Consider the following 23,178-nt stretch of genomic DNA (forward strand, 5'->3'; position numbering starts at 1 on the left):
ACCTACCATGCAACCAGTCATTACCGTCAAGGATATTGATCAAAGCCTTGATTTTATCTTGAGAAACCGTTGCTCCGTCGCTCGTTTTGGAGATGGGGAAATGGACATTATCATGGGCCGCAGCATTCCTTACCAGGACTACGACCCCAAGCTTGCCCAGTTTCTTGAAACCATCATTGGCAAACAAAGCTCAGACAAACTACTTATCTGTTTGTCTGATGTTTTTGAGCGGACGGAGCGCTATACCCCTACCTGCCAAAACTTCTGGAAAGGACACTTGGCAGCATTTGGCACAGCTTATGCGCGCCTTTGCTGCGCACCTTGGTACGGCAGCACCTTTATTTCCAGACCCTATATGGATTTACAGGATAAGTCCGTATCAGCAGCCTACTTTAGCAAATTAAAGTCGATTTGGGCTGGAAGAGACATTCTTATCGTGGAAGGGCAAACCTCTCGTTCCGGGGTCGGAAATGACCTTTTTCAGGAGGCTAAATCGATACAGCGTATCATTTGCCCATCAAAGAATGCGTTTTCCCGTTATGAGGATATATTGAAAGCTGTTCAGAATCAGGGCAAAAACCGCCTGGTTCTGCTGATGCTTGGACCGACAGCCAAGGTTCTGGCCTATCAGCTCTCCGGCTTAGGCTATGAGGCTGTCGACATCGGCCATATCGATTCCGAATACGAATGGTTCCAGATGGGGGCCGACCATAAGGTTAAGCTCAGCCATAAGCATACGGCAGAGCATAACTTTGATGAAAATATCACTTTCACAGAGGATGCTGATTACCGCAGCCAGATTGTTCTGGACATCACAGCTGAGCCGCTGCCGCAGTCTGACACCGTCATTGATCTGGCTTTTTCAGTCAACAACCGCTACGCCCAGTATCTCGGGGCTACCATTCTCTCGCTTTTAAACCACCATTCTGAGCAGTTCCTCCGCATACATATTCTTTATAAGCAACTAGATGAGGTAATCATCCAAGATCTGAAACACCTAGAGGAAACGGCGGCTAATCTGGAACTGCATTTCCACCTCATAGAAGACCAGGCTTTCTCGGCCATTCCCATCCGTACGGAACAATTCCCTCTGGAATCCTTCTCCCGTTTCCTCCTGCCCCAGCTCCTGCCGCATATCAACAGAATCCTCTATCTGGATGTTGATATTTTGGTCAGGGGAAATTTGCTGGCCTTCTTCCAGCAGGATTTGCAGGGCTATCCGATCGGCGCCGTTGTTGAGAGCGACATCTACCAGTATTATCAGTGGTACTTAGACAGTCTGGGCTTTTCCGCTCAGGACCCCTATTTCAGCTCAGGCGTCCTTCTGATGGATTTAGAGGCCTTGCGCCAGGAAGGGGCCAGTCAGGCTCTCATTCAAGCAGGCCTTGAAAAAGCTGCCGATTATAAATTTCCAGACCAGGACATTCTCAACCTCTACTTTAAAAACCGCTTCAAACAATTGGAGGCAGCCTACAACTACACCGATGTCCGCAAGATGAATCGGGAACTGGCAGACCATCAGATCCTTATTGAACATTTCAACGGTGACATCAAACCCTGGCATGCCCTGTCAAAAATACCTGACTATCTGAAACCATCTGCCCAGCTCTACCACAGTTACCAGCAGAAATTTGCGGAAATGACTCAGAAGCCCCTGGTCAGCCTGATTGTGCTGATGACAGCCGACAGCCAGCAGCTGAAAACCTGTCTGGAAAGCATTGCAGAACAATCTTACCGCAGGCTGGATGTCCTTTTGGTTCAACATCAAAAGCAGGCTGATAAGCAAGCCCTCCTTGAAACCTACCTGACAGATCAGCGATTCAGCCTTCACAATTTAAACTGCCAGCCGGATGAACTTGCCAGCAAAAGTCTGGCGCTTGCAAAAGGTGACTATGTCAGCTTCGTCAAAGACAGCGACTGGCTGGACAGTCACTATGTCGCAAAACTGCTGGCCAGCAGCCAGCAAACAGACGCTGACATCAGCCTGACTTCCTTTACGGTCTACGATCAAAAGGAAGCCGTCTACCGCTTCTTTGAAGAAGAGTTTGCAGAAAGTCAACTCTTAAACGGACCAGATATGCTGGCAGCCATGTACCAGATGCGCTGGTTTGAAACAGAGCGGCAAAGGGATTTGCGAGGCAAACTCTACAGCCGGCAGCTTCTAAGCGCCGCCTTCCTGCAAGAAGCCGTCAGCTCGCAGATTTTAGCCATCCACCTCTATCTCCAGGCTCAAAAAATTGTTGTAGCGCCGCACAAGCTCTACATCCGCAGGATAATGGAGCAGCCGGATACCATTTCTGACCTCCGACAAGAAGTCAGCACGCTGCTTTACCTGCACGACTGTCTGGTAAAAGCCAATCTGATGACCACAGATTACAGCGACTATCTGTTTGAACGCCTGAAAGCCATCAGGCAGCAAGTTTTCCTCCGTCATGATTCGGTTTTCAGTCGAGAATTAGACAGAAAACTGGAAGAACTCGGAAGGATTTATCCGACCTATCCTAACTAGTAAGGAAGTACACCCATGCATATCGCTTTCAGTGCAACCGATTCCTATGTCGATTACATGGGAACGGCCATATATTCCATCATCCAGCACCACCCCCAGCAAGAACTGCACTTTCATATACTGACAAGGGGATTTTCCAGCCATAGCCGCTTTAAGCTCAGCCTTTTGGAAAGCGAACTGGTTTCCATTGATGTTATTGAGGTGAATGCTGGCCTTTTTGAGGGCCTGCCGCTCAAAGAAAACATCTCCTTAGAAACCTATTTTCGTATCCTCCTTCCCAATCTCCTGCCCCAACTGCCCCGCATCCTCTATCTCGACTGTGACATCCTGGTCAAGGGTGATCTAACTGAGCTCTGGCAGTTTGACCTAAACGATTCTTACCTGGCCGGTGTCAACGAACTGGATATGCTCCACCGCAATCCAGATTACCGCCAGAAAATCGGCTTTGAAACAGACGACATCTATGTTAATGCTGGGGTCCTGCTCCTTGATTTGGCAAAAATGCGTAAGGACCAGATTACAGAACTCTTGTTTGAAAAGGCTGAACAGCTGAAAGACAGCATTGACTATCAGGATCAGGACATCATCAATATTGCGCTGAAAGGCAAAATCCGCCCTCTGGCCCAGAAATACAATGTGACCTCCTACCTCAGAGAAGTCAGCCAGCCGCCTCTGGAAGAAGCTGCCATCATCCATTTTAACTGGCACAAGCCTTGGAGAAAGGATCAAAACAGCCTGCACTACAACCGGCCGGCCTTTCAGCTCTACCGTAATTACTATCAGGATTACCAACAACTGACTGAACAGCCTATCACACTCCTAGTCAATGCCCATCAGGTTCGGCCGGAGGCTCTTCGTCAGTGCCTGACTAGTATCCAGCAACAGGCCTATCAGCGTCTGGATATAGTAGTCCTTGTTTCCGAAAAAGAAGCAGACTTACTTGCCCTAGCTCGCCAATACCTTGATCAGGATCATCGCTTTCGCTTGCGAGAAATGAAGCCTACGGCAACCAGACTGGATTACTATAAGCAGGGAATTGCCACTACATACAGCCCCTATCTAATTTTTGTTGATGCTGAAGATTGGTTAGATGCGGATTATGTTTCTGGACTCTATCGTCACCTCTATCATGAGGAGGCAGATATTTGCCTTGGGGCCTTCACTCTCTTCAACGAGGAAGATGGTATTTATAGCTTTTTTGAGCCAGAGATTCACCAAGGCAGCAGAACCAGCACCTACCTTTTAGAAAATCTCTTCGGCCTCAAATGGTATGAGTCCTATCGTCATCTCAGTTTGACTGGAAAAATTTACCGCAGACAGCTTTTCTCACAAGCGCATCTTATCAATGACTATCAGTCAGAAGATCTTTGGTCTCTCATGCTCTATCTGGCATCTAAGACCCTTGCCTTTAACGGAGAACGCACCTATGTCAAACGGTTAAAACGGGTGGAGGAAAAACAAGCTCTCCATGCAGAAACTATCTCACTTCGCCGACAAGAACTCCTCTCTATCCTAACCAGCTTTGCAGTCTGTAAAATTCCTCTTCAACATGTTCTCAACTACTACCAAGAACAGCTGCAAATATTGTTAGAAACTGCTTGGCAGCTTCATGAAAGAGAGTTAGTCACCCAGCTAGAAGCCGACCTCAATCGGCTGACCAGTCTGAAGCTCCTTGCTTCTGATAAACCATAAACTAATCATCAAAGGACTTGATTTATGAATATCGCATTTACAGTCAGTGATAATTACATTGACTATATGGGAACAACCCTCCTTTCCATCTTAAAGCACAACAAGGAAGAGGCAATTACCGTCTATCTGCTGACAACCGCTATTTCTCCTTACAGCCTTTTCAAACTAAAACGACTGGAAAAAGATTATGAGCAATTGACCATAAAGGTTCGAGTAGTCGATGCCAGCCAGTTTGACAACCTTCCCTTAAATCGTAGTCATATCACGCGTCCTGAAGTTTATTTTAGAATGGCCTTTCCTAGTCTACTGCCCGAAGTCGATAAGATTTTGTATCTGGATAGTGACCTTTTGGTAAAAAAAGACCTGACTACTCTCTGGAACACTGACCTAGAAGGCAACTATATGGCAGCTGTCAGTGAACCCCCTTCGGAGGGTGGTTTTGACTATCGCAAAAGTATTGGCATGCGTCAGCCAGAACTCTATTTCAATTCTGGCGTGCTTTTGATGGATCTCAAAAAAATGCGGAACGATGGGATTGAAAAACGCTTGTTGGCCTGCGGACAAGAAATCAAGGATAAAATTCTCCTTCAAGATCAGGATATTATCAACGTAGCTCTGGAAGGTCAGATTAAACCCATTGATATTATTTACAATTACGGCTATATGGAACGCCAGGCCAACCTGCGCTCCGATGACGAGCTGGTCATCATCCATTTCAGCCTTGAAAAACCTTGGGATACTTCGCTTGATGTAGCAGAATACAACCGCCAAGCTGTCAATGACTATCTTGCGCACTATCAAACGTACCGCTCTACGATTGAACCTTTGATTTCCGTCATTATTCCTTTGACAGGAAATACGCAGGAACTGAAAAAAACTCTATCTTCAATTGCAGAACAAACCTATAAAAACATTGACTGCATATTGCTTGATTTTGGTACATCAGACTCTTACCAAGAGATATTAGCAGCTCATCGCCCTCACCTACCAGCCTTGCGAATCTATCGTTTTGATCCAAAAGATAGCTCTAGGACTTTGGAACTTGGTTTCAAACTGGCCATGGGCGATTATCTAACCACGATTGTTGCCAACGATTGGGTAGACAAAGATTATCTGGCCACACTCTACCGACTGCTGATGGAAGAACAAGCTACTACCAGCCTTTGTTTGGCTAGTTTTTTCAACTGGGAAGACCAAATTTTTCGCTTTTATCCAGAGGTTTCATTATCTGACAATCAGCCTACCGGTCTGAACTATCTTCAGGCACTTGCAGATTCAAACCTAATCAATCTGCCTTACTACCAGTCTTCAGCGGGTATCTTGCTATCTCGCCGACACTATGAAACGCATGAAAGCGCGATTGCTCAATTGCCAGATAAATTAGCTATCCGAGGTCTTTTGCTTTTATCACAAAAGCTGGCTGTAAGTAAGGACTGCCTCTATATTTCAAGTCAGACAAATTCCGAACAAGCCTATGATTCGGAAGAGTTGGTTCAATATTTCCAGCAGTTACAAACCTACCTAGCCCTTGAAAAACAAATAGCTCCTAGCAACAATCGCTTCTACCGCTCTGAGTTGGAAAGACTTTCTCAACAAGCTAAAAGAAGCAAGCATCCGCTCAATCAGACCATTGATCAACATCTGAAAAAACTTGACTTTATTGAAGGAATAAGGAATTAACCTATGAAGGTACATATTACCAATCTATACGGACAATCGCCACTCAGTGTCGCCCTTATGGCGCAAAATATGGTTGCTGATATAGGCAAGCAATTGGACATGAAAGAAATCGGCATTTATAGCTTTAATGCGGAGGGAGAAAGTTTGGAAAACCTCGCCATCCGCTTTGATGGTATGAATGCAGCTGTTGGTAACGGCGATATCATTATTTTTCAGTCCCCAAGCTGGAACGGCACCCACTTTGACTACGAATACATCCGTCGATTGAAAATCTATGCAGGCATCAAGATTGTCATCTTTATCCACGATGTTGCTCCTCTCATGTTTAGCAGCAACTTCTATCTTCTGGAAAAAACTATTGCAACCTACAACCTTGCCGACCTCATCATCGCCCCATCTCAACAGATGCTTGACTATCTTTACCAACAAGGTCTGACAGTCAAGAAAACCCTCATTCAGCATTTTTGGGATCATCGGACCTCCTTCTGGATTGAACAACCAACCTATCAACAGGTAGTTAATTTTGCAGGCAATCCCCAACGGTTCCCCTTCGTTTACGATTGGAACTTTGAAACACCGTTAAACCTATTTGGACCGGATTTTCAAGCTCAAGGAGAAAACACCGTCCACTATCAAGGGTGGAAGTTTGGAGATGAGTTGCTCAAGAGTTTGAATCAAGCCGGCGGATTTGGCCTTGTTTGGGCTCAAGGAGAAGATGCAGAGTATTATAATCTCAACGTTTCCTATAAACTCAGTACCTACATCGCTGCTGGTCTGCCTGTTATTGTTCCAAGAAGCCTCTCAAATGCTGACTTAGTGGAAACCTACAAACTTGGTTTCCTCGTAGATAGTCTTGAAGAAGCCCAAGAAATAGTCAAGCAGTGCAGTCAAGCAGACTACCAAGAACTAATCCATTCTCTATGGAACTTTAGAGAATTGATTACCAAAGGTTATTTTAGTAAAAAACTCTTGATTGACGCTGTTCACACCGTTCTACTTCCCTAATAAAAAAGGAGATTGATATGGAATCTCACCTTCCATTTTTATTCCAAGGAGAATACTACAACCTAGAAATAGACCCGCATGCTCAGCTCGATATTGACCAAGGAGTCATTCTGAAGAATTTTTGCAGTCTCGAAGTCAATGATTACGCCAAGCTAACTATCGGCAAAAACGTCTTTTTTAACGCTGGTTGCAGTATCCGCTGCAAAGAAAGCATCAGCATTGGGGACTACTGTCTTTTCGGTGACGGTGTAAAATTGTTTGATAACAACCATCATTATTCCAACTATCATGTTGAAGCTTTATCATTTAGCACTGCTCCTATCACCATTGGTCAAAAATGCTGGATTGGTGCAAATAGCACCATCTTAAAAGGAGTGACCATCGGGGACAATGTAATCATCGGTGCAGGGACTACTATCTACAAAGACATTCCTTCAAACAGTATCGTCACCTCCTCAGGAAATGTAACGATTAAACCAAGACAACAATACGAAAAGCAGGTGACAACCTTCACTGCATCCGATAATTTAGAACACCTTGACTACTTGGCCAGTCACTTACCTGATGTAGCCTTTAATATTCTAGCTGGCACTCATATCTCACCCCAGCTCAACAGTTTCAGACGATTTAAAAACCTCAATATTTACAGCAACATCAACGACCTTGAGCTAGAAGATGAGATTTTAAATCGAACCAATCTCTATCTTGATATTAACCACTGGTGGGAAGTAAAGGATATTCTCAACCGTTGCCAGAACAAGAACATCCCTATTTTAGCCTTTGAGAATACCAGTCATGCACCTGAAAAAGCGGTTCAACTCATCGACCCTCACCACCCCCAAGCAATGGTTGAGGCTATCAATACGCTACTAAACACCACCAAGGAAGAAACCTAATGTCTGATTTAATTTCTGTTATTGTACCTGTATACAATGTTCAAGCCTATCTAGAGCAATGTCTGGACAGTATTATTCAGCAAACCTATACCAATCTCGACATCCTTTTAGTCAATGACGGTTCCACAGACGACAGTCTTTCCATCTGTGAACGTTATGCTCAAGAAGATAGTCGCATTCGACTGATCAATCTCGCAGAAAATACTGGTTTATCAAATGCTCGCAACAGTGCTCTAGCTAATATAAAAGGAAAGTATGTCACATTTATTGATAGTGATGACTTCGTGGAACCAGAGTATGTTAATAGGATGTATCACGAGCTCACTCAAGAGGATGCTGATATCGTCATTTCAGATTATTATCAATTTGACGAACAAAGCGGCAGCTACCTCATTCATATTTTTGAACAAACACGAGAAATTTTAAGTCAAACAGATATTTTCAATCGCCTGTTTGATGCTAAAAACGATACCTATGTTGTTATCTGGGGGAAACTGTTTAAAACAAGCCTCTTTTCACTTGATTACCAAGTATCCTTCCCTAAAGGACGTGTAAATGAAGATCAAGTCGTTTCTCATTTATTGTATATCAAGGCTAAAAAAATAGTCTATATCAGTGATACAAACTATTGCTATCGAAAAAGAGCCAGCAGTATTACTGGCCAAAATTTATCGTTAAAACATATTCAAGACGATTTAGATGGTTTCGAACAACGAGCTTTTGAATTGCTACTGTATGGCTACAGTTCCGACAAATTATTAAGCATGTACTCTGTACGATTTAATAATTATAAACACTATTTAGAAAGTAACCAGTTGGTACACAACGACATCTACAACCGATTAAAAAAATATACCGCATTATTACAGAGCAACCCACATCTATCATGAGCGGAAATTCTTTCCCAGTTTTAAACAACAAAAAAGCCCATTGCAAACTCATCCGAACTCTGTATCTTATAATAGAAATTCGGATAGAGTGGTTGGGCATTTTTTGTTAATCTTTGGTCACCACCGCAATGACCTTTTGAGCTTCTTCTTCTGTGCAAGCAATCATTGGTAGGCGCAGTGGACCTACTTCAAATCCTTGATGGTTGAGAACCGCCTTGAGCGGAGCTGGACTGGTGATAGAAAAGAGGGCTTCAACCTTTGGCAGCAAATTGCGTTGGATAGCAGCAGCCTCTTTCACTTTCCCTTTTTCCAAGGCTTCAAACATATTGTAAAAGTCGTTTCCGTTGGTGTGAGCAGCAACGCTGACTACTCCCTGAGCGCCTAAAGCTTTGGCATGGAAGGCTTCGCCATCTTCTCCAGTATAGACAAGAAAGTCTTTTGGGGCCTTTTCTACCAAATGAGAAATGGTCGCCACTCCCGTGCAATCCTTCACCGCTATAATATTTGGCAATTCTGCCAGACGCAGGATAGTTTCAACAGTCAGACCAGCTACTGTACGCCCCGGCACATTATAGACCATGATAGGCAGACTGCTTGCTTCTGCAATAGCCTTATAATGCTGATACATCCCTTCTTGACTTGGTTTATTATAGTAGGGTGTCACTGCAAGACCTGCCGCAAAACCGCCAAATTCTGCTACTTCCTTGGCAAATTGAACCGAGTCGCGCGTATCATTGGTACCGATACCGGCAATCAACGGCACTCGTCCCTTGACAATGCGTTGCACTTCTGCAAACAGTTCCAGTTCTTCCTCGTGTGTCAGAGTCGGACTTTCCCCAGTCGTACCCGCTAAAACAAGCCCCTCCGTATGGGTTTCAAGCAAATGCTCGATTAACTTAGGAAGTGCCTTGAAGTTGATGGTCCCATCTTGATTAAAGGGAGTCACCAACGCCGTGATAATACGTGCATTTTTTAATTCTTTGATAGACATAATTTCCTCCTAAGTTTAGTTGTAAATGGGGATTGGTTTATTTCAATTCAAATTTCAAATCCCTTGTTGGGCGTACCAAACCACGCTCGTGGAGCACTTCTGCAATCTGAACAGAGTTCCAGGCTGCACCCTTGAGCAGATTGTCTGACACAACCCACATGTGAATCCCATTTTCCTTATCCAGGTCCTTGCGGATACGACCCACAAAGGTATCGCGGCTGCCGACAGCATTGATAGCCTGAGGGTAAATTTGGTTGGCCACATCATCTTCCAAGACGGCACCTGGGAAGGCCGCAATAGCTGCCTTCACTTCATCAATCGGTGCAACTTCCTTGGTTTCGATATAAACGGACTCAGAGTGACCAGACAAAACTGGAATACGGACACAGGTCGCAGAAACCGCGATAGAATCATCTTCCATGATTTTCTTAGTTTCCTTGGTCATCTTCATCTCTTCGTAGGTGTAATCGTTGTCTGTAAAGACATCGATTTGCGGAAGGGCATTAAAGGCAATCGGATAATGCTTCTTGTCCCCACCTGAAGGCAGAATATTGGCTTCCACATCCTTTGGATTGACCCCATCGTTCAAGACAGAGCGGAGTTGAGCCTGGGTTTCCAAGATAGCCCCCACACCCGCTCCAGATACAGCCTGATAGGTGGATACGATAATGCGCTCCAAGCCCCACTTCTGACGAATGGGTTCAAGAGCCACCATCATCTGGATGGTCGAGCAGTTTGGACAGGCAATGATACCATTGTGTTTATCCAAGGCATGGGCATTGACCTCTGGTACTGCTAAAGGAACATCTGGATGTTGGCGGAAATAAGAAGTGTTATCAACCACAACCGCTCCAGCTTTGACAGCATAAGGTGCGAACTTAGCTGAGGTAGAACCACCAGCAGAAAAGAGGGCAATATCCACTCCTTCAAAGGCTGTTTCCGTTGTTTCTTCAATGACAACATCTTGACCTTTGAACTGCAAGGTTTTTCCAGCAGAGCGAGCGGATGCCAAAAAGCGAATCTTATCAATTGGAAGACTTGAATCTTCCAACATTTTAATCATCTGTGTTCCAACGGCCCCGGTAGCTCCGACAACAGCAACAGTATATCCCATGATAATCTCCTTTAAAGTGTTATCTTCAAAATTTTCTAAAAATTTATAATGTATCCATTATACTATAAAGGACTGTGCTTGTCTAGAAGTTTTCGGCTATCCGAAAAACTTTCGATAACAGGGGATTTGTCCATTACGAAAAATAAAAAAAGCCCACCCAAAGGTGGGCGAGGGCACTGTTCCCAGTGAGAATAGCTGGTTCACACAACTATCCAAGGTCCGCTCCTGCGTTTATGACCTCCCTAGCGTCGAATGTGATAGGATCACTACTCGGCTCATCGCATGAACTTATTGTATCACAATCAGTTCAAATTGCAAGTGCTAGGTTTTATCTGCTGGCACTTCTTCTATCGTAACGCGGACTTCATCCCCGACATCCTTACCAATCTTTGCTCGAATAGCTTTTTGAATACCGATAATGTAACAGATATTCCCTTGTTCATCCTTTACTCCCATATTGACAATGGAACCGTCATAAGGATGGCCATCAAAGGTCGCATGCACCTTGACCCGCCCCTTACCGAACTCCTTACGTATATCGTAGGGAAAAATAAGATAAGCCCCTCCCTTATCGGGAATAGGATGGATGGTAGCGTCAAATTTGTAGACCTTACTCATATCGACTCCTAAAGATATTTACTGGCTTCACGGATACTGAGAGGAGCTAGCTGCTCCTGGTACTTCATTAGAAAATCCCTTACCCAATCGGGATTGGTCTTGGAATAATCTCTCAAGCTCCAACCGATGGCCTTATTGATAAAAAATTCTGTCTGATTGAGGTTGTTGACAAGAATTTGTTCAAGAAGTTCCGTGTCCGTATCCCCCTTACGCAAAAGTTGATGGTCAATGGCGATTCGCCTCAGCCAGAAATCCTCGTCCTGACTCCAAGCTAACATGGTAGCCTTGGCTTGGGGATTCTTAGACACAATTTCACCAACCAAAGTGTCCAGATTGTCCACACTATCCCACCAAGACTTGGTCTGAATCAACTGCTTCAATTTCGGTAGGTGATTATAGGTCAAGTCTTTTTTCTTACTGGTCAGATAGTCAATCGCTGCGTACTGAAATTCACGTTCGGGTAAATCCCACATAGTATCTACAAATTCCCAATCAATCCCCTCATGCCTGTATTCTTTAAAGAATGCCCGGCATCGTTTTCTTCTTTCTGGAGTTTTAATCCCTAGAAAGGGGAACTGGTTCTTCATATAGGCTGCCATCAGAATAGCCTGTTCTGGATTGGCAATTTCCCTTAAACTGTTTTCCAATAAATGACTATCCATCCTTCTCCTCCTCAATAAGAGATTTTTGCATCCAAACAATATCATGCCAGCTCCCAAACTTGTAACCAACCTTCCTGAAATAAGCAACCTGTTCGTAACCCATTTTCTCATGAAAAGCAATACTGGCAGGATTGGGGAGGGCGATACAGGCTAAGAAATTCTTAAAACCACGTGCCAGCAATTTCTCTTCCAACCTTGCATACAATTGTTGTCCAATCCCCTTACCACGCGCATCCTGCCGAAGATAGACAAACAATTCGACCGTCCAATCATAAGCTGCTCGGGCATAGTAAGTTGACGCATAGGCGTAGCCCAGAATTTCGTTTCCTTCTACTGCAACAAGATAGGGAAACTTTTCCAGGGTCCTTTCAATTCTTCCCTCAAACTCAGGAACTGTCGGAACCTGGATTTCAAAGCTAATAGCCGTTTCTTCCACATAAGGGGCATAGATGGCAACGAGTTCTCTGGCATCTGATGGCTGTGCCGAACGAATGACTAGCATTTACTCCTCCAACAAAGCGCGATCATAAATGGTATAGTCGCAGCGATAAATCACCAAACGCTTGCCGTCAATCAAAAGCTCTGATGTCTTTGGCGCATCTGAAGCGTAAAGTGAAACCTTATCTCCTACATAGGTCGCAAGAGGCGTTCCGTTTTGGGATCGAATAAGAATCACCTTGGCCTTACCAGTAAAATCGTTTTTCAAACTGGATACCATGCGATTAACCAGCGGAACAGAGTGATCATAGTTGGCAATATCAACCGTTGTTTGGTACTTGGCATAGAGATCTTCTAGTCCTTTTTCCGAGGCAATAAGTGAAGAACCGACATGATCCACTTCATAATTCCCAATCGTCACCTTTAAGACTGTCGAATCAGCCTGTGAGTTCCCTTCGCTGTCCACGGAATCAAAGTCTTCGTTGCGAGAGATGGACAAGGATTTACCAGACATTTCATCAATCAACTGCGAATTTTCGTCAAAGGTACGCACAGTCATTTCCAGTCCAATCCATTCTTCCTTGGTATTTTTCCACCAATTTTGAATAGACTGGCAAGCTGTCAGGGATACCAGACTAAAAATCAATAGAGCACCCATAGCCATTTTCTTTTTCATCTCGTTTTCCCTCCTTAAAAGTTGAAAACATCGTTTAAATTTTCTGCCATAGTTGGATGTGTGAAAATCTGTGTTGCAAAATATGTATAAGGAATGTGGTTATCTATAGCCATCTTAATCAAGTTAATCAACTCTTCTGAATTGTGACCAAACAAGGTGGCTCCGAGAATTTCCTTGCTTTCCTTGTCTACAATGACCTTAAACAGACCTTTCAAATCATTGTTGACGTGGGCACGAGGCATATTGGCCACTGGAAGCTCATTCGCAATGTAGTCATAACCTCCTGCTTGTGCTTCTTTTTCCGTTAGACCCACACGAGAAAGAGCCGGCTCTATAAAGATGGTTCTTGGTATAGACTTACGTTTCTTCAGACTGTAAGTACCATTTCCTGTCAAGTGACCAAATACAATCCGAAAATCATCCAAGGAGGTGTAAGTAAACTGTGGACCGCCATTGACATCTCCCACCGCATACACACCAGCCACAGTTGTTTGACAATAGTCATCTACCTTGATTGCACCATTATCTAGCACCTCAATAGCCGTTTTTTCCAGACCAAGCTGATCTGTGTTGGGAACTCGGCCAGTAGCATATAAAACCGCATCAAAAATCTGCTCTTGTCCAGCAAGCTCGAGGGCTACTGCTTGGTCATGTTGGCGAACAGCCTCAATAGTAGCATCTAGCACAAAGGAAATGCCTGTTTCTTCCATATAGGATTGAGCCAGTTGCGCAACAGTTTCTTCCTCGCTTGGCAAAATGGCAGAGCCGGCCTCAAAGATTGTTACTTGGCTCCCCATCTTGTTGTAAAAACTTGCAAACTCCAGTCCAATCGGGCCAGCACCAATCACAGCCAGACGATTCGGTCTTTCTGTCAAAGTCTGGATACCTGTACTATCATAAACACCCTTGGTCTGGGCTAAACCAGGAATTGGCAGAACACGCGACTTGGCACCTGTGTTGATGACAATGGTTTCAGCTGTCAGCAAAATTTCTTCCAAACCTGCAGAAACTGCTATAACTTTATCCTCCACAAAGCGGGCGTGCCCTTGATATAAAACGGCACCTGCACCAGCCAAGACGGCTTCATTTTTATTGCGCAAGCGAGTTACCACAGTATCTTTTTGTGCCATAGCTTGTTCAAAAGACCAGTTCTTCTCTGCCGCGACCAAAAGACTTTTGGTTGGAATACAGCCGATATTGATACATGTTCCGCCAAACATAGCAGGATTTTCCTCCACCAGTGCGACGGATTTTCCAGTAGCTGCTAGTTTCCCTGCAAGAGTTTTTCCTGCCTTCCCAAATCCAATAACTAATACATCATATTGTTTCATCATTACCTCTTAAAAAATTATTTATCTTTCTCCTTCATTTTATCACGAATGGTTTTCTTTGACAGATTTTTGCTACGAAGACAAAAAACCTTTGGCTTCTGCCAAAGGTAAATCATGCTGACAATCAATAAAAATGAATGATAAAGCGCATGGTATCCTTGTCTAGTGGGTAAAAGGCATAGGAAAATTGATGCTTGTCTAAAATCTGCTGAACAAGAAACAGTCCGATACCTGTTCCGCCATCTTTTCGATTGCGGCTATAATCTGGCCGATAAAGCGGTTGGAAAATGCGTTTTAATTCCTCCGGCTCCAATAAGCGTTCTACCTGATTGTCTACGAGTAGACTGTCTTCCTGACAGACCATGCGTATAGTTGCACCTGGTCGGCTATAACGAAAGGCATTGTCCAAAATATTCTTAATCGCTTTGAGCAAGTAGACCTGATTGCCAACCAACTGGGTCGGTCCCAACTGAACCTGAAAATCAAAGCCTTTGACCTGGGCTAAACTTTGGTAGCTGGTCAAAGATTCCTCTAGTAAACGATCCAAGAAAAAGTTTTCCTTGCTGTCTTCAAGTGCCATGTCCAAATTGGTTGCCTCCAAGATGGACTGAACCAGATGAGATTGTTCCTGAAGGATGGAGCGGCACTTCTTCAGATAGGTATCGTGATCTTTGAAATCTCCTACATTGTAAATCATTCCCTCTACCAAGCCCAGCATACTGGCAATAGGGGTCTTTAATTCATGCGATGTCATGCGCAAAAAGTCCGATTTTTCCCGCTCACGTGCTACTGTCCGCTCATTTTCGCTCTTTAATTCCTCGATGCTGGTCAACAATTTATCATAGAGGCTATTAACATCTTCTGCCAGGGTAGCTACTTCATCTGTTCCAACAATCTCGCAGGCTAGGCCTTTCTCCAAAGACTGCATCTGTCAGGCAGTTTCAGATATAGTCCGAATCCGCCTTGTTGACAGACGACTGTATACAAAGGCGGCTGAAATAGCCAAAATGATGATAAGAACAAGGATAAAGGGATAGAAGGTCAAAAGTGTTTGACTGACATCCGATAGCGAATGAAAACCGTAATCCGCTAGTAGATAGAATTTATTTCCTTCCGCAGATTCAATCGGTACCGTCCATGAGCCAATCTCATCAAAATCACCTTTTTCCAAGTAGTCACGCTCAGCCTGAAGGGCTTCGGTATCATCTGGACGAGGATAGACAACGTTCTCACCGTCACTAAGCAGAGTGAGCAAAATATTGGATTTGCCCTATCATAATCATCAATTTTATCAAGAATTTCCGCCTCTGGCTTTTTATCGAGTTGTTTGACAACCCTCTGAAAATCCTGCTTGAGTTCCTGCTTCTTTACCTGACTATAGTAAATGGGCATCACAAAATATAATAAGGCCAACAAGAGCATGGAGCACAATGCAATCATCGTGGTTACAATCAGGAAATTCTTCCTAGCTAAGCCCATGTTAATCCTCCTCAATCTGATAACCTCGACCGATAACTGTCTTCAACGGTAAGGTTGGTAATTTCTTGCGCAAGTTCTTGATGTGGTTGTCAAGAACTCGGCTATCCAGCTCAGTATAGCCCCAGATTCCCATCATTAGTGCATCACGACTGACAATTTTGCCCCTGCGCTCTGATAAAAACAACAAGACTTCATATTCCTTCTTGGTCAACTGGACTTCTTCTTCGCTCAGATGCACCGCTCCACTGGTCGGCTGAATCTGAATATCGCCGATTTGGATAACATCTAAATCCATCTTATTTCTGAGAATATTCTCGATACGTTTCATCAGGATAAGAGGCGAAAATGGTTTGACAACATAGTCGCTAATCAGATGGTTAAAACTCAATAGCTGCGTGTATTCATCATCCATAGCAGTCAGCATTAGAACAGGTACCTGAGAGGTCTTGCGAATTTCTTTTAGGACTTCAATGCCAGTCATGGACGGAACCATAATATCAAGGATAAGCAAGTCAAACTCTTCTTCTTGAGCCGTTGCCAGAGCAAGCTTGCCATCAAAGATCGGAAGAGGCGTGTGACCATGCTCTTTTAAAAATTCACAGACCACCTGATTGATTACCTGATCATCTTCCATTACTAATATGCGTGCCATAAAAACTTCCTCTTTCTTTGCATAAGATTCTATTACTATTATATGCTCCTTTCCTTCTAACTGCAAGACTTGACTCAGGCTGCACAATAGCCTCTAAAAGCTTTCGTACAGGCATTCCTAGCTCCGCCTCCTCAAAAAACAGATAAAAAACAGAATGATATTAGAGGAGAAATAGTAGAATTTGGTAAACTAAAGGCATAAAATAAGAAAGGATATTCGTATGACTTCGCGACAACAAGTTACACACCTAAAATGGTTCGACATACTCATCCTAACAGTTATCATGTTTGGTGAAGGTATCTTCAATTCCACAATGCAGTACTTGGCCCTTCAACATCAAACAAGAACAATCGAAGAGAATCTTACTTTTTCCACCTTTGCAAACTACCAAGCACTTGCCATGCAGCTGGTTTGGCTATCTTTTGCCATCTTCTATCTGGTATTTAGGAACTTTGATTTTTCGGTTATAAAACAGAAGATTAAACTGACTCCCTGGCTGCCTCTGCAAACCATAGGATTCTTTTTAATCGCAGCTCTAGCCATGGACATCTACTACTATCTGACTTATCAGTTGACCCTATTTCCAGTACCATCCATGTTTCAGTTGCTGCCAAATATCGATTTGTCCTTGCTCCTCTACTCACTTTTAAACGGATTTTACGAAGAGGTCTTTTTCTTAGGTATCTGTCTTGCCGTCAAGCCTGAATACACCAAGTGGGCATTTCTTTATTCACTCTTGGTTCGCATCAGTTTTCATACCTATCAAGGGATTGGAGCAGCCCTGGGAATCGGATTGGTTTTGGGAACCGTCTTTTACTTGATTTATAAACACCTCAAACCTCAAAACCTTCTTCCCTTCTTTCTAGCCCATGCCATAGCTGATGTCATCGGACTAACTATTCTCTCTTACATCTTATACTAATCAGAACAACTTAGAAAAGGAAAACAATGAAAAAATTATTTACTAAATACAAGTCTTACTTCTTCATCCTACTAGCAACTGTTGGTTTCTTTGTCGGCTGCCAGAATCTCTTTGAAACCTTTGGCTCTCCTGAAGGCAATGAAGCCAAATACCCTCTTTTCTTACTAACTATTTCTCTAGTAACAATCTATATGCTGCCAATGCTTGTCTTCATTCGTTACTTGGCAAAGCGGTACTCCATTTCTCAGTCACTTATCAACCTGAGTTGGTTGCTAGGCTTGACAGCTAATTTTGCCTTTTCAGAAATAGGGCATGAAATCGTTGGTTACTTCTGGCTTCATATCATCAAAGCTGATGAACAATTTCTCAATGATTGGGGAGCAGCTGTTTCTGCGCCTTTTGCTGAAGAAATCGCAAAAGGGATTGTCGTGCTGTTGGTTCTGGCTATCCTAAGCAAATGGAGTCTGAAAAATGCCTTGGTTAGCGGAATGATTGTCGGACTGAGTTTTCAGGTTATCGAAGATTGCATCTATGTCTTCAACGATATGTTCAAACAAAACGTGGATGGTTTTGTGACTATTTTGGAACGGATTAGCCAGGCTGGAGCTAGTCACTGGACTTTCACAGCTTTGTTCGGGGTAGGTGCCGCTACTTTATTCATCAAGAACAGCGGTCTGAGCAAGATTCGGAGCTTCCTCTTCTTGTTCGCAAGCATCTTCCTTCACTTCCTGTACAACTCACCTTTTAATGTAGGCTCTGTTACACTTGCTCTCATGGTATTGAACTTCACCTGCTTCCTAATCGCCTTCAAATCCGTAGACAGCCTGACTCTTTCAAAAGAAAGCAACTCACTAGCATAGGAACATCCTCCTTTCTCCGCTCAAAAGAGCGGAGTTTTTTGTAGGTAAAAAAGTGTTTTGGCAAAAAACCTCAAACGTTAACATCTCCAGCCACAAAAACAGAGAAAAAATAAATAGACTTGAGAGAATAGGTAGATATATTTGATAGACTAAAAACAGAAAATAAAAAATTAAGTTTCCACTAAATTTTTAAAGGAACGTTTTTATGAAACCCAATTCTTTGAGAAGCACAAGATGAAGTTGATTATTTTTCTAGCTGTATGGGGATTTTTTTCTGGTTGCAAGATCTTACTGACCTTTTTTGGTAAGCCAAATGGGCTCGAAGCAAAATACCCTCTTTTCTTTCTGACCATTTCATTGGTTGCCCTCTATGTCATCCCCATGATTTTTCTTATCCGTTATCTAGCAAAACGCTTTGATATTTCAAAAAAGGTTGTTCATCTTAGCTGGGTTTTAGGAATAACAGCTAGTTACTACTTCTCTGGTATTGGACAAACGCTTTTAGGAGCTTTTTGGTTGTTGGTGGTCAAGCCACCTCAATCCTTCATTGATGCCTGGGGAGCCGCTGTCACCGCCCCCATCCATGAAGAAGTTGGAAAAGGTCTGGTTGTTCTTCTGGTACTCCTCTTGTTCAAACAGCTCAATCTGAAGAATGCCTTGGTCAGTGGTCTGATTGTTGGCCTGAGTTTTCAAGTGGTTGAAGATTGTGTCTACACTTTCCAGCAAATATTCACTGCTAAAACAGATGGTTTTGCAACCCTTATTGAACGAATTGTCCACGCTGGTGGTACTCACTGGACCTTCTCCCTTGTCTTTGCCGTCGGTATGGTTGCCCTCATTTCCAAAAACAGGGGCATGACAAAAACGCAGGGGCTCTTCTGGCTCTCAATGGCAGTCCTTGCCCATTTTCTCTTAAATACTCCTTTCAATGCTGGCCTCACTTCCGACACGGCCGAAGTAACCATTCTCATGCTTTGTTTCAACCTCTGCTTGGCACTTGCAGCATTCAAATCCGTAGATAGGATTGAAAACAATATAGAAAAATCCGCCTAGGAGCGGATTTTTTCTGTGTTATTCTTAAAACAGACCAACAGCATTTCCATCAGCATCCACATCCATGTTGAGGGCTGCTGGGGCTTTTGGCAGACCAGGCATGGTCATAACCTCACCAGTGAGGGCGACAATGAAGCCAGCACCAAGTTTTGGTACAAATTCACGGACAGTAATGTCAAAACCAGTTGGTGCACCAAGAGCGAATGGATCATCTGAGAAACTGTACTGAGTTTTAGCCATGCAGACTGGCAATTTGTCCCAACCATTTTTTGCAAATTCAGCCAATTGTGTACGGGCTTTTTTCTCAAAGACAACACCTTGACCGCCGTAAATGTTGGTAACAATCTTAGTCACCTTCTCCTCAAGACTGTCTTCCTCAGAATAGAGGCGCTTGTAGGTAGACGGCTGTTGCTCAATCGTTGCAACAAGTGTTTCAGCCAAGTCAACACCACCAGCTGCACCGTTTGCCCAAACGCTAGCTAGTTCAACAGGTACACCTATTTCTTGGCAAAGTTCCTTGAGGGCAGCAATTTCATCAGCAGTATCTGAAACAAACTCATTGATGGCAACCACTGCTGGAATACCGTACTGCTGGACGTTTTCCACGTGACGTTTGAGATTGGCAAAACCAGCTTTGACCGCCTCTACATTTTCGATAGCAAGGTCAGACTTGGCAACGCCGCCGTGCATCTTGAGGGCACGAAGGGTCGCAACAATCACAACTGCGTCTGGTGCCTTAGGCAGATTTGGAACCTTTATATCCAAGAATTTCTCTGCCCCAAGATCTGCACCGAAACCAGCTTCTGTCACAGTATAATCTGCCAAGCGCAGGGCTGTTGACGTCGCAAGAACAGAGTTACAACCGTGGGCGATATTGGCAAATGGTCCACCATGAACAAATGCGGGAGTTCCGTAGATGGTCTGGACTAGGTTTGGCTTAATCGCATCTTTGAGAATCAGAGTCAAGGCCCCTTCAACCGCCAAATCACGCACATAAACAGGACTGCGGTCGAAACGGTACCCAATAACAATATTTGCCAAGCGCTCTTTCAAGTCAGAAATATCTGTGGCAAGGCAAAGGATGGCCATGATTTCAGAAGCAACGGTAATATCAAATCCATCTTCACGAGGAACTCCATTCAAGGGCCCGCCTAAGCCAACTGTTACCTTACGAAGGGCACGATCGTTAAGGTCAACCACCCGTTTCCAAATGATGCGACGCTGATCAATACCGATAGTATTGCCTTGGTGGATGTGGTTGTCAATCAGAGCTGACAGGGCATTATTGGCCGTTGTGATGGCATGCATATCGCCAGTGAAATGCAGGTTGATGTCTTCCATTGGGAGAACCTGTGCATAGCCTCCACCAGCAGCTCCCCCTTTGATTCCCATAACAGGACCAAGAGAAGGCTCACGCAAGGCAATCATGGTCTTTTTGCCAATCTTGCTGAGGGCATCTGCCAGACCGATTGTGATAGTGGATTTTCCTTCACCAGCAGGAGTTGGATTGATGGCTGTTACCAAGATTAGTTTTCCTGGATCTTGATGTTTGACAGCATTGATTTTTTCAAAAGAAAGCTTGGCTTTATATTTCCCATAAAGCTCTATGTCGTCAAAGCTGATTCCCACTTTTTCTACAACTTCAGTGATTGGCTTTAGGGCGATACTCTGTGCAATTTCAATATCTGTTTTCATGAAAGCTCCTCATATTTTAAGATAAAACTATTATACCAAATCTAGGACTCAAAATCATATTATTTTATTCTACTTCTGATTTAACGTACGGATTTTTTGATTTTATAAGATGAACTTATATTCCATTTCGCAAGCTTCAATAGAAATTTCATTTTGAAAACTTTACGAAAAATGGAAAATCTAGTACAATATGAACATGAAAATATTGATTACATCCGGCGGAACCAGTGAAGCCATCGATCAGGTTCGCTCCATTACCAATCACGCATCTGGACACCTAGGAAAAATCATTGCAGAAGCCTGTCTAGCCAAGGGCTATGAAGTCACTTTGGTTACAACCAAGAATGCTGTCAAACCTGCTAGCCACGCTCGTTTAAACCTAGTAGAAATCAGCAACGTTGCCAGTCTTCAAGCAAGTCTAGAACCCTTGGTAAAAAACCACCAGGTTCTCATCCATAGCATGGCGGTTTCTGACTATACCCCTGTTTATATGACTGGACTAGAGGAAGTCAAACAGGCTGAGGCGATTGAGGATTTGCTGCAAAAAACCAATTCGGAAAACAAAATTTCGTCCAAAGATGATTTCCAAGTTCTCTTCCTGAAAAAGACACCAAAGGTCATTTCCCAAGTAAAAGAGTGGAATCCGAACATTCAACTCATCGGATTCAAACTCTTGGTCGGTGTGCCAAAGGAAGAGCTGTTTGCTGTTGCCCGCGACAGTATCCGACGAAATCAGGCAGATTATATTCTCGCCAATGACCTAACAGAAATCACCGCAGACCAGCATAAGGCCTATCTGCTTGATTTAAAAGAGGAATACCCTGCCTCTACCAAGCAAGAAATCGCCCAGCTTATCTTAGAAAAAATTGCAGAAAAAGGAGAATGACATGGCAAACATTACGCTCGCTGTAACAGGATCTATCTCTGCCTATAAGGCTGCGGACTTGACCAGCCAGCTGACCAAGTTGGGCCACAATGTTACTGTGCTCATGACCCGTTCAGCTACTGAGTTTATTGCACCGCTGACCTTTCAGGCTCTGTCGAAAAATATAGTCCACCTCGATATCATGGTGGAAGAAGATCCTACTTCCATCAAGCATATTGACATCGCCAAGACAACTGACCTCTTCTTGGTCGCGCCTGCTTCTGCCAATACCTTAGCAAAATTAGCAAACGGTTTGGCGGACGACATTGTTTCTGCAGTTGCTTTGGCCCTGCCAATCGGTGTTCCAAAATTGATTGCGCCAGCCATGAATACCAACATGTATCTCAATCCAGCTACCCAGAATAATCTCGAAAAACTAGCTCGTTACGATTATCAGGAAATCAAGCCACGCGAGGCACTTCTCGCCTGCGGTGACTTTGGAACTGGTGCCCTTGCTGAAATTGATGCCATCTTAGAGAAAGTGAGTAAAACCCTTCATGAAGTCTAAAAAATCCAACCAAATTGCTACAATTGCCATCTTCTTTGCCGTCATGATTGTCCTCAATGTTCTGAGTTCCATCATCTTTAATATCTTGCCGGTACCTATTAAACCAACTATCGTCCACATTCCTGTTATCATCGCTTCCATTATCTACGGTCCCCGTGTTGGAGCTAGCTTGGGCGCTTTGATGGGTATTATGAGTATCACCCACAACACCATCATCCTGTTGCCGACCAGCTACCTTTTCTCTCCCTTTGTTGAGAATGGTAATATTTACTCCGTCATCATCGCAGTGGTGCCGCGTATCCTTATCGGAATCACCCCGTATTTTGTATACAAATGGATGAAAAATCGCACCGGCTTACTTCTTGCTGGAGCGATCGGTTCAATGACCAATACTGTTTTTGTTCTAGGCGGTATCTTCTTCCTCTTCTCTTCTGTCTTTGAAGGAAACATTCAGGCTATGCTGGCAACCGTTTTGGGAACCAATTCTATCGCAGAAATGATAATATCTGCTGTTTTAACTGCAGCCCTTGTTCCAACTTTACAGAAAGTAAAAAAATAAATATCAGAAAATCATGTGAAAGC

The 23,178-nt window shown here is 43.7% G+C and carries 21 protein-coding genes and 1 pseudogene; 12 read left to right on the top strand and 10 right to left on the bottom strand.

Going from position 1 to position 23,178, the window contains the following annotated elements; all coding sequences use genetic code 11:
- Positions 1–7: 7 nt before the first annotated feature.
- The 6 genes from INT76_RS01905 to INT76_RS01930 are packed head-to-tail and all read left to right on the top strand — an operon-like array spanning position 8 to position 8,672.
- Positions 8–2,509: an SP_1767 family glycosyltransferase gene (locus tag INT76_RS01905; RefSeq protein ID WP_212571585.1), complete on the top strand. Its 2,502-nt coding sequence runs from the start codon at positions 8–10 to the stop codon at positions 2,507–2,509.
- 15 nt (positions 2,510–2,524) lie between these two features.
- Positions 2,525–4,201, top strand: coding sequence for a glycosyltransferase (locus INT76_RS01910; protein WP_212571587.1), 1,677 nt, complete (start codon positions 2,525–2,527; stop codon positions 4,199–4,201).
- A 24-nt stretch (positions 4,202–4,225) separates the two neighbouring features.
- Positions 4,226–5,881 (top strand): glycosyltransferase family 8 protein, encoded by a 1,656-nt coding sequence (locus INT76_RS01915; RefSeq protein ID WP_212571589.1) that lies wholly within the window; start codon positions 4,226–4,228, stop codon positions 5,879–5,881.
- A 3-nt stretch (positions 5,882–5,884) separates the two neighbouring features.
- Positions 5,885–6,886, top strand: coding sequence for a sugar transferase (locus INT76_RS01920; protein WP_212571591.1), 1,002 nt, complete (start codon positions 5,885–5,887; stop codon positions 6,884–6,886).
- A 17-nt stretch (positions 6,887–6,903) separates the two neighbouring features.
- The gene (locus INT76_RS01925; RefSeq protein ID WP_212571593.1) at positions 6,904–7,782 is read left to right on the top strand and encodes an acyltransferase; all 879 of its coding nucleotides are present in this window, start codon (positions 6,904–6,906) and stop codon (positions 7,780–7,782) included.
- Positions 7,782–8,672, top strand: coding sequence for a glycosyltransferase family 2 protein (locus INT76_RS01930; RefSeq protein ID WP_212571595.1), 891 nt, complete (start codon positions 7,782–7,784; stop codon positions 8,670–8,672). Before INT76_RS01925 ends, INT76_RS01930 begins: the two co-directional genes overlap by 1 nt.
- A 106-nt stretch (positions 8,673–8,778) precedes the next feature.
- Here the strand turns inward: INT76_RS01930 and dapA are convergent, their stop codons facing one another.
- From dapA to INT76_RS01975, 9 genes and pseudogenes are all read right to left on the bottom strand, one after another.
- Positions 8,779–9,663: a 4-hydroxy-tetrahydrodipicolinate synthase gene (gene dapA / locus INT76_RS01935; protein ID WP_212571606.1), complete on the bottom strand. Its 885-nt coding sequence runs from the start codon at positions 9,661–9,663 to the stop codon at positions 8,779–8,781.
- 37 nt (positions 9,664–9,700) lie between these two features.
- Positions 9,701–10,777 (bottom strand): aspartate-semialdehyde dehydrogenase, encoded by a 1,077-nt coding sequence (locus INT76_RS01940; protein ID WP_212571614.1) that lies wholly within the window; start codon positions 10,775–10,777, stop codon positions 9,701–9,703.
- A 321-nt stretch (positions 10,778–11,098) separates the two neighbouring features.
- Positions 11,099–11,395: a DUF1905 domain-containing protein gene (locus INT76_RS01945; protein WP_212571616.1), complete on the bottom strand. Its 297-nt coding sequence runs from the start codon at positions 11,393–11,395 to the stop codon at positions 11,099–11,101.
- An 8-nt stretch (positions 11,396–11,403) separates the two neighbouring features.
- Positions 11,404–12,057 (bottom strand): DNA alkylation repair protein, encoded by a 654-nt coding sequence (locus INT76_RS01950; RefSeq protein ID WP_212571618.1) that lies wholly within the window; start codon positions 12,055–12,057, stop codon positions 11,404–11,406.
- Positions 12,050–12,559, bottom strand: coding sequence for a GNAT family N-acetyltransferase (locus tag INT76_RS01955; RefSeq protein WP_212571620.1), 510 nt, complete (start codon positions 12,557–12,559; stop codon positions 12,050–12,052). Before INT76_RS01955 ends, INT76_RS01950 begins: the two co-directional genes overlap by 8 nt.
- Complete coding sequence (locus INT76_RS01960; RefSeq protein ID WP_212571622.1) at positions 12,560–13,171, bottom strand: DUF5052 family protein; 612 nt, start codon at positions 13,169–13,171, stop codon at positions 12,560–12,562.
- A gap of 14 nt (positions 13,172–13,185) precedes the next feature.
- Positions 13,186–14,502 carry an FAD-containing oxidoreductase gene (locus tag INT76_RS01965; protein ID WP_212572989.1) on the bottom strand — a complete coding sequence of 439 codons (1,317 nt, stop codon included), beginning with the start codon at positions 14,500–14,502 and terminating at the stop codon, positions 13,186–13,188.
- A 124-nt stretch (positions 14,503–14,626) separates the two neighbouring features.
- Positions 14,627–15,981: pseudogene (locus INT76_RS11230) on the bottom strand (HAMP domain-containing sensor histidine kinase).
- A 1-nt stretch (position 15,982) separates the two neighbouring features.
- Positions 15,983–16,633 carry a response regulator transcription factor gene (locus tag INT76_RS01975; protein WP_212571624.1) on the bottom strand — a complete coding sequence of 217 codons (651 nt, stop codon included), beginning with the start codon at positions 16,631–16,633 and terminating at the stop codon, positions 15,983–15,985.
- Positions 16,634–16,853: 220 nt separating this feature from the next.
- On the opposite strand from INT76_RS01975, the gene INT76_RS01980 reads away from it, so the two are divergent.
- From INT76_RS01980 to INT76_RS01990, 3 genes are all read left to right on the top strand, one after another.
- Positions 16,854–17,555 (top strand): CPBP family glutamic-type intramembrane protease, encoded by a 702-nt coding sequence (locus INT76_RS01980; RefSeq protein WP_212571625.1) that lies wholly within the window; start codon positions 16,854–16,856, stop codon positions 17,553–17,555.
- A gap of 26 nt (positions 17,556–17,581) precedes the next feature.
- Positions 17,582–18,415: a PrsW family glutamic-type intramembrane protease gene (locus INT76_RS01985; protein WP_212571627.1), complete on the top strand. Its 834-nt coding sequence runs from the start codon at positions 17,582–17,584 to the stop codon at positions 18,413–18,415.
- Positions 18,416–18,649: 234 nt separating this feature from the next.
- Positions 18,650–19,468: a PrsW family glutamic-type intramembrane protease gene (locus INT76_RS01990; RefSeq protein WP_212571630.1), complete on the top strand. Its 819-nt coding sequence runs from the start codon at positions 18,650–18,652 to the stop codon at positions 19,466–19,468.
- 24 nt (positions 19,469–19,492) lie between these two features.
- On the opposite strand, the gene INT76_RS01995 is transcribed toward INT76_RS01990, so the two are convergent.
- A complete protein-coding gene (locus INT76_RS01995) occupies positions 19,493–21,163 on the bottom strand; it encodes a formate--tetrahydrofolate ligase (RefSeq protein ID WP_212571632.1) in 1,671 nt (556 codons plus the stop codon).
- A gap of 196 nt (positions 21,164–21,359) precedes the next feature.
- Here INT76_RS01995 and INT76_RS02000 point away from each other — a divergent pair, with 196 nt between their 5' ends.
- Genes INT76_RS02000 through INT76_RS02010 form a run of 3 tightly spaced genes read left to right on the top strand, consistent with a single transcriptional unit; the run spans position 21,360 to position 23,155 of the window.
- Entirely contained in the window at positions 21,360–22,049 is a 690-nt protein-coding gene (locus INT76_RS02000; protein ID WP_212572990.1) for a phosphopantothenate--cysteine ligase, read from the top strand.
- A 1-nt stretch (position 22,050) separates the two neighbouring features.
- Positions 22,051–22,596 carry a phosphopantothenoylcysteine decarboxylase gene (gene coaC / locus INT76_RS02005; RefSeq protein WP_212571634.1) on the top strand — a complete coding sequence of 182 codons (546 nt, stop codon included), beginning with the start codon at positions 22,051–22,053 and terminating at the stop codon, positions 22,594–22,596.
- Positions 22,586–23,155 carry an ECF transporter S component gene (locus tag INT76_RS02010; RefSeq protein ID WP_212571636.1) on the top strand — a complete coding sequence of 190 codons (570 nt, stop codon included), beginning with the start codon at positions 22,586–22,588 and terminating at the stop codon, positions 23,153–23,155. The genes coaC and INT76_RS02010 overlap by 11 nt, the downstream gene beginning before the upstream one ends.
- Positions 23,156–23,178: the final 23 nt, after the last annotated feature.

The sequence above is a fragment of the Streptococcus oriscaviae genome (assembly GCF_018137985.1).
Classification (GTDB): domain Bacteria; phylum Bacillota; class Bacilli; order Lactobacillales; family Streptococcaceae; genus Streptococcus; species Streptococcus oriscaviae.

Excerpts from the sequence above, each read along its gene's own strand:
- INT76_RS01945 (WP_212571616.1), bottom strand. The coding sequence starts at position 11,395 with ATGAGTAAGGTCTACAAATTTGACGCTACCATCCATCCTATTCCCGAT.
- INT76_RS01990 (WP_212571630.1), top strand. The coding sequence starts at position 18,650 with ATGAAGTTGATTATTTTTCTAGCTGTATGGGGATTTTTTTCTGGTTGC.
- INT76_RS01955 (WP_212571620.1), bottom strand. The coding sequence starts at position 12,559 with ATGCTAGTCATTCGTTCGGCACAGCCATCAGATGCCAGAGAACTCGTT.
- INT76_RS01950 (WP_212571618.1), bottom strand. The coding sequence starts at position 12,057 with ATGGATAGTCATTTATTGGAAAACAGTTTAAGGGAAATTGCCAATCCA.
- INT76_RS01915 (WP_212571589.1), top strand. The coding sequence starts at position 4,226 with ATGAATATCGCATTTACAGTCAGTGATAATTACATTGACTATATGGGA.
- INT76_RS01910 (WP_212571587.1), top strand. The coding sequence starts at position 2,525 with ATGCATATCGCTTTCAGTGCAACCGATTCCTATGTCGATTACATGGGA.
- INT76_RS01975 (WP_212571624.1), bottom strand. The coding sequence starts at position 16,633 with ATGGCACGCATATTAGTAATGGAAGATGATCAGGTAATCAATCAGGTG.
- INT76_RS01960 (WP_212571622.1), bottom strand. The coding sequence starts at position 13,171 with ATGAAAAAGAAAATGGCTATGGGTGCTCTATTGATTTTTAGTCTGGTA.
- INT76_RS01905 (WP_212571585.1), top strand. The coding sequence starts at position 8 with ATGCAACCAGTCATTACCGTCAAGGATATTGATCAAAGCCTTGATTTT.
- INT76_RS01985 (WP_212571627.1), top strand. The coding sequence starts at position 17,582 with ATGAAAAAATTATTTACTAAATACAAGTCTTACTTCTTCATCCTACTA.
- coaC (WP_212571634.1), top strand. The coding sequence starts at position 22,051 with ATGGCAAACATTACGCTCGCTGTAACAGGATCTATCTCTGCCTATAAG.
- INT76_RS01930 (WP_212571595.1), top strand. The coding sequence starts at position 7,782 with ATGTCTGATTTAATTTCTGTTATTGTACCTGTATACAATGTTCAAGCC.
- INT76_RS01965 (WP_212572989.1), bottom strand. The coding sequence starts at position 14,502 with ATGAAACAATATGATGTATTAGTTATTGGATTTGGGAAGGCAGGAAAA.
- INT76_RS02000 (WP_212572990.1), top strand. The coding sequence starts at position 21,360 with ATGAAAATATTGATTACATCCGGCGGAACCAGTGAAGCCATCGATCAG.
- INT76_RS02010 (WP_212571636.1), top strand. The coding sequence starts at position 22,586 with ATGAAGTCTAAAAAATCCAACCAAATTGCTACAATTGCCATCTTCTTT.
- dapA (WP_212571606.1), bottom strand. The coding sequence starts at position 9,663 with ATGTCTATCAAAGAATTAAAAAATGCACGTATTATCACGGCGTTGGTG.
- INT76_RS01920 (WP_212571591.1), top strand. The coding sequence starts at position 5,885 with ATGAAGGTACATATTACCAATCTATACGGACAATCGCCACTCAGTGTC.
- INT76_RS01940 (WP_212571614.1), bottom strand. The coding sequence starts at position 10,777 with ATGGGATATACTGTTGCTGTTGTCGGAGCTACCGGGGCCGTTGGAACA.
- INT76_RS01925 (WP_212571593.1), top strand. The coding sequence starts at position 6,904 with ATGGAATCTCACCTTCCATTTTTATTCCAAGGAGAATACTACAACCTA.
- INT76_RS01980 (WP_212571625.1), top strand. The coding sequence starts at position 16,854 with ATGACTTCGCGACAACAAGTTACACACCTAAAATGGTTCGACATACTC.
- INT76_RS01995 (WP_212571632.1), bottom strand. The coding sequence starts at position 21,163 with ATGAAAACAGATATTGAAATTGCACAGAGTATCGCCCTAAAGCCAATC.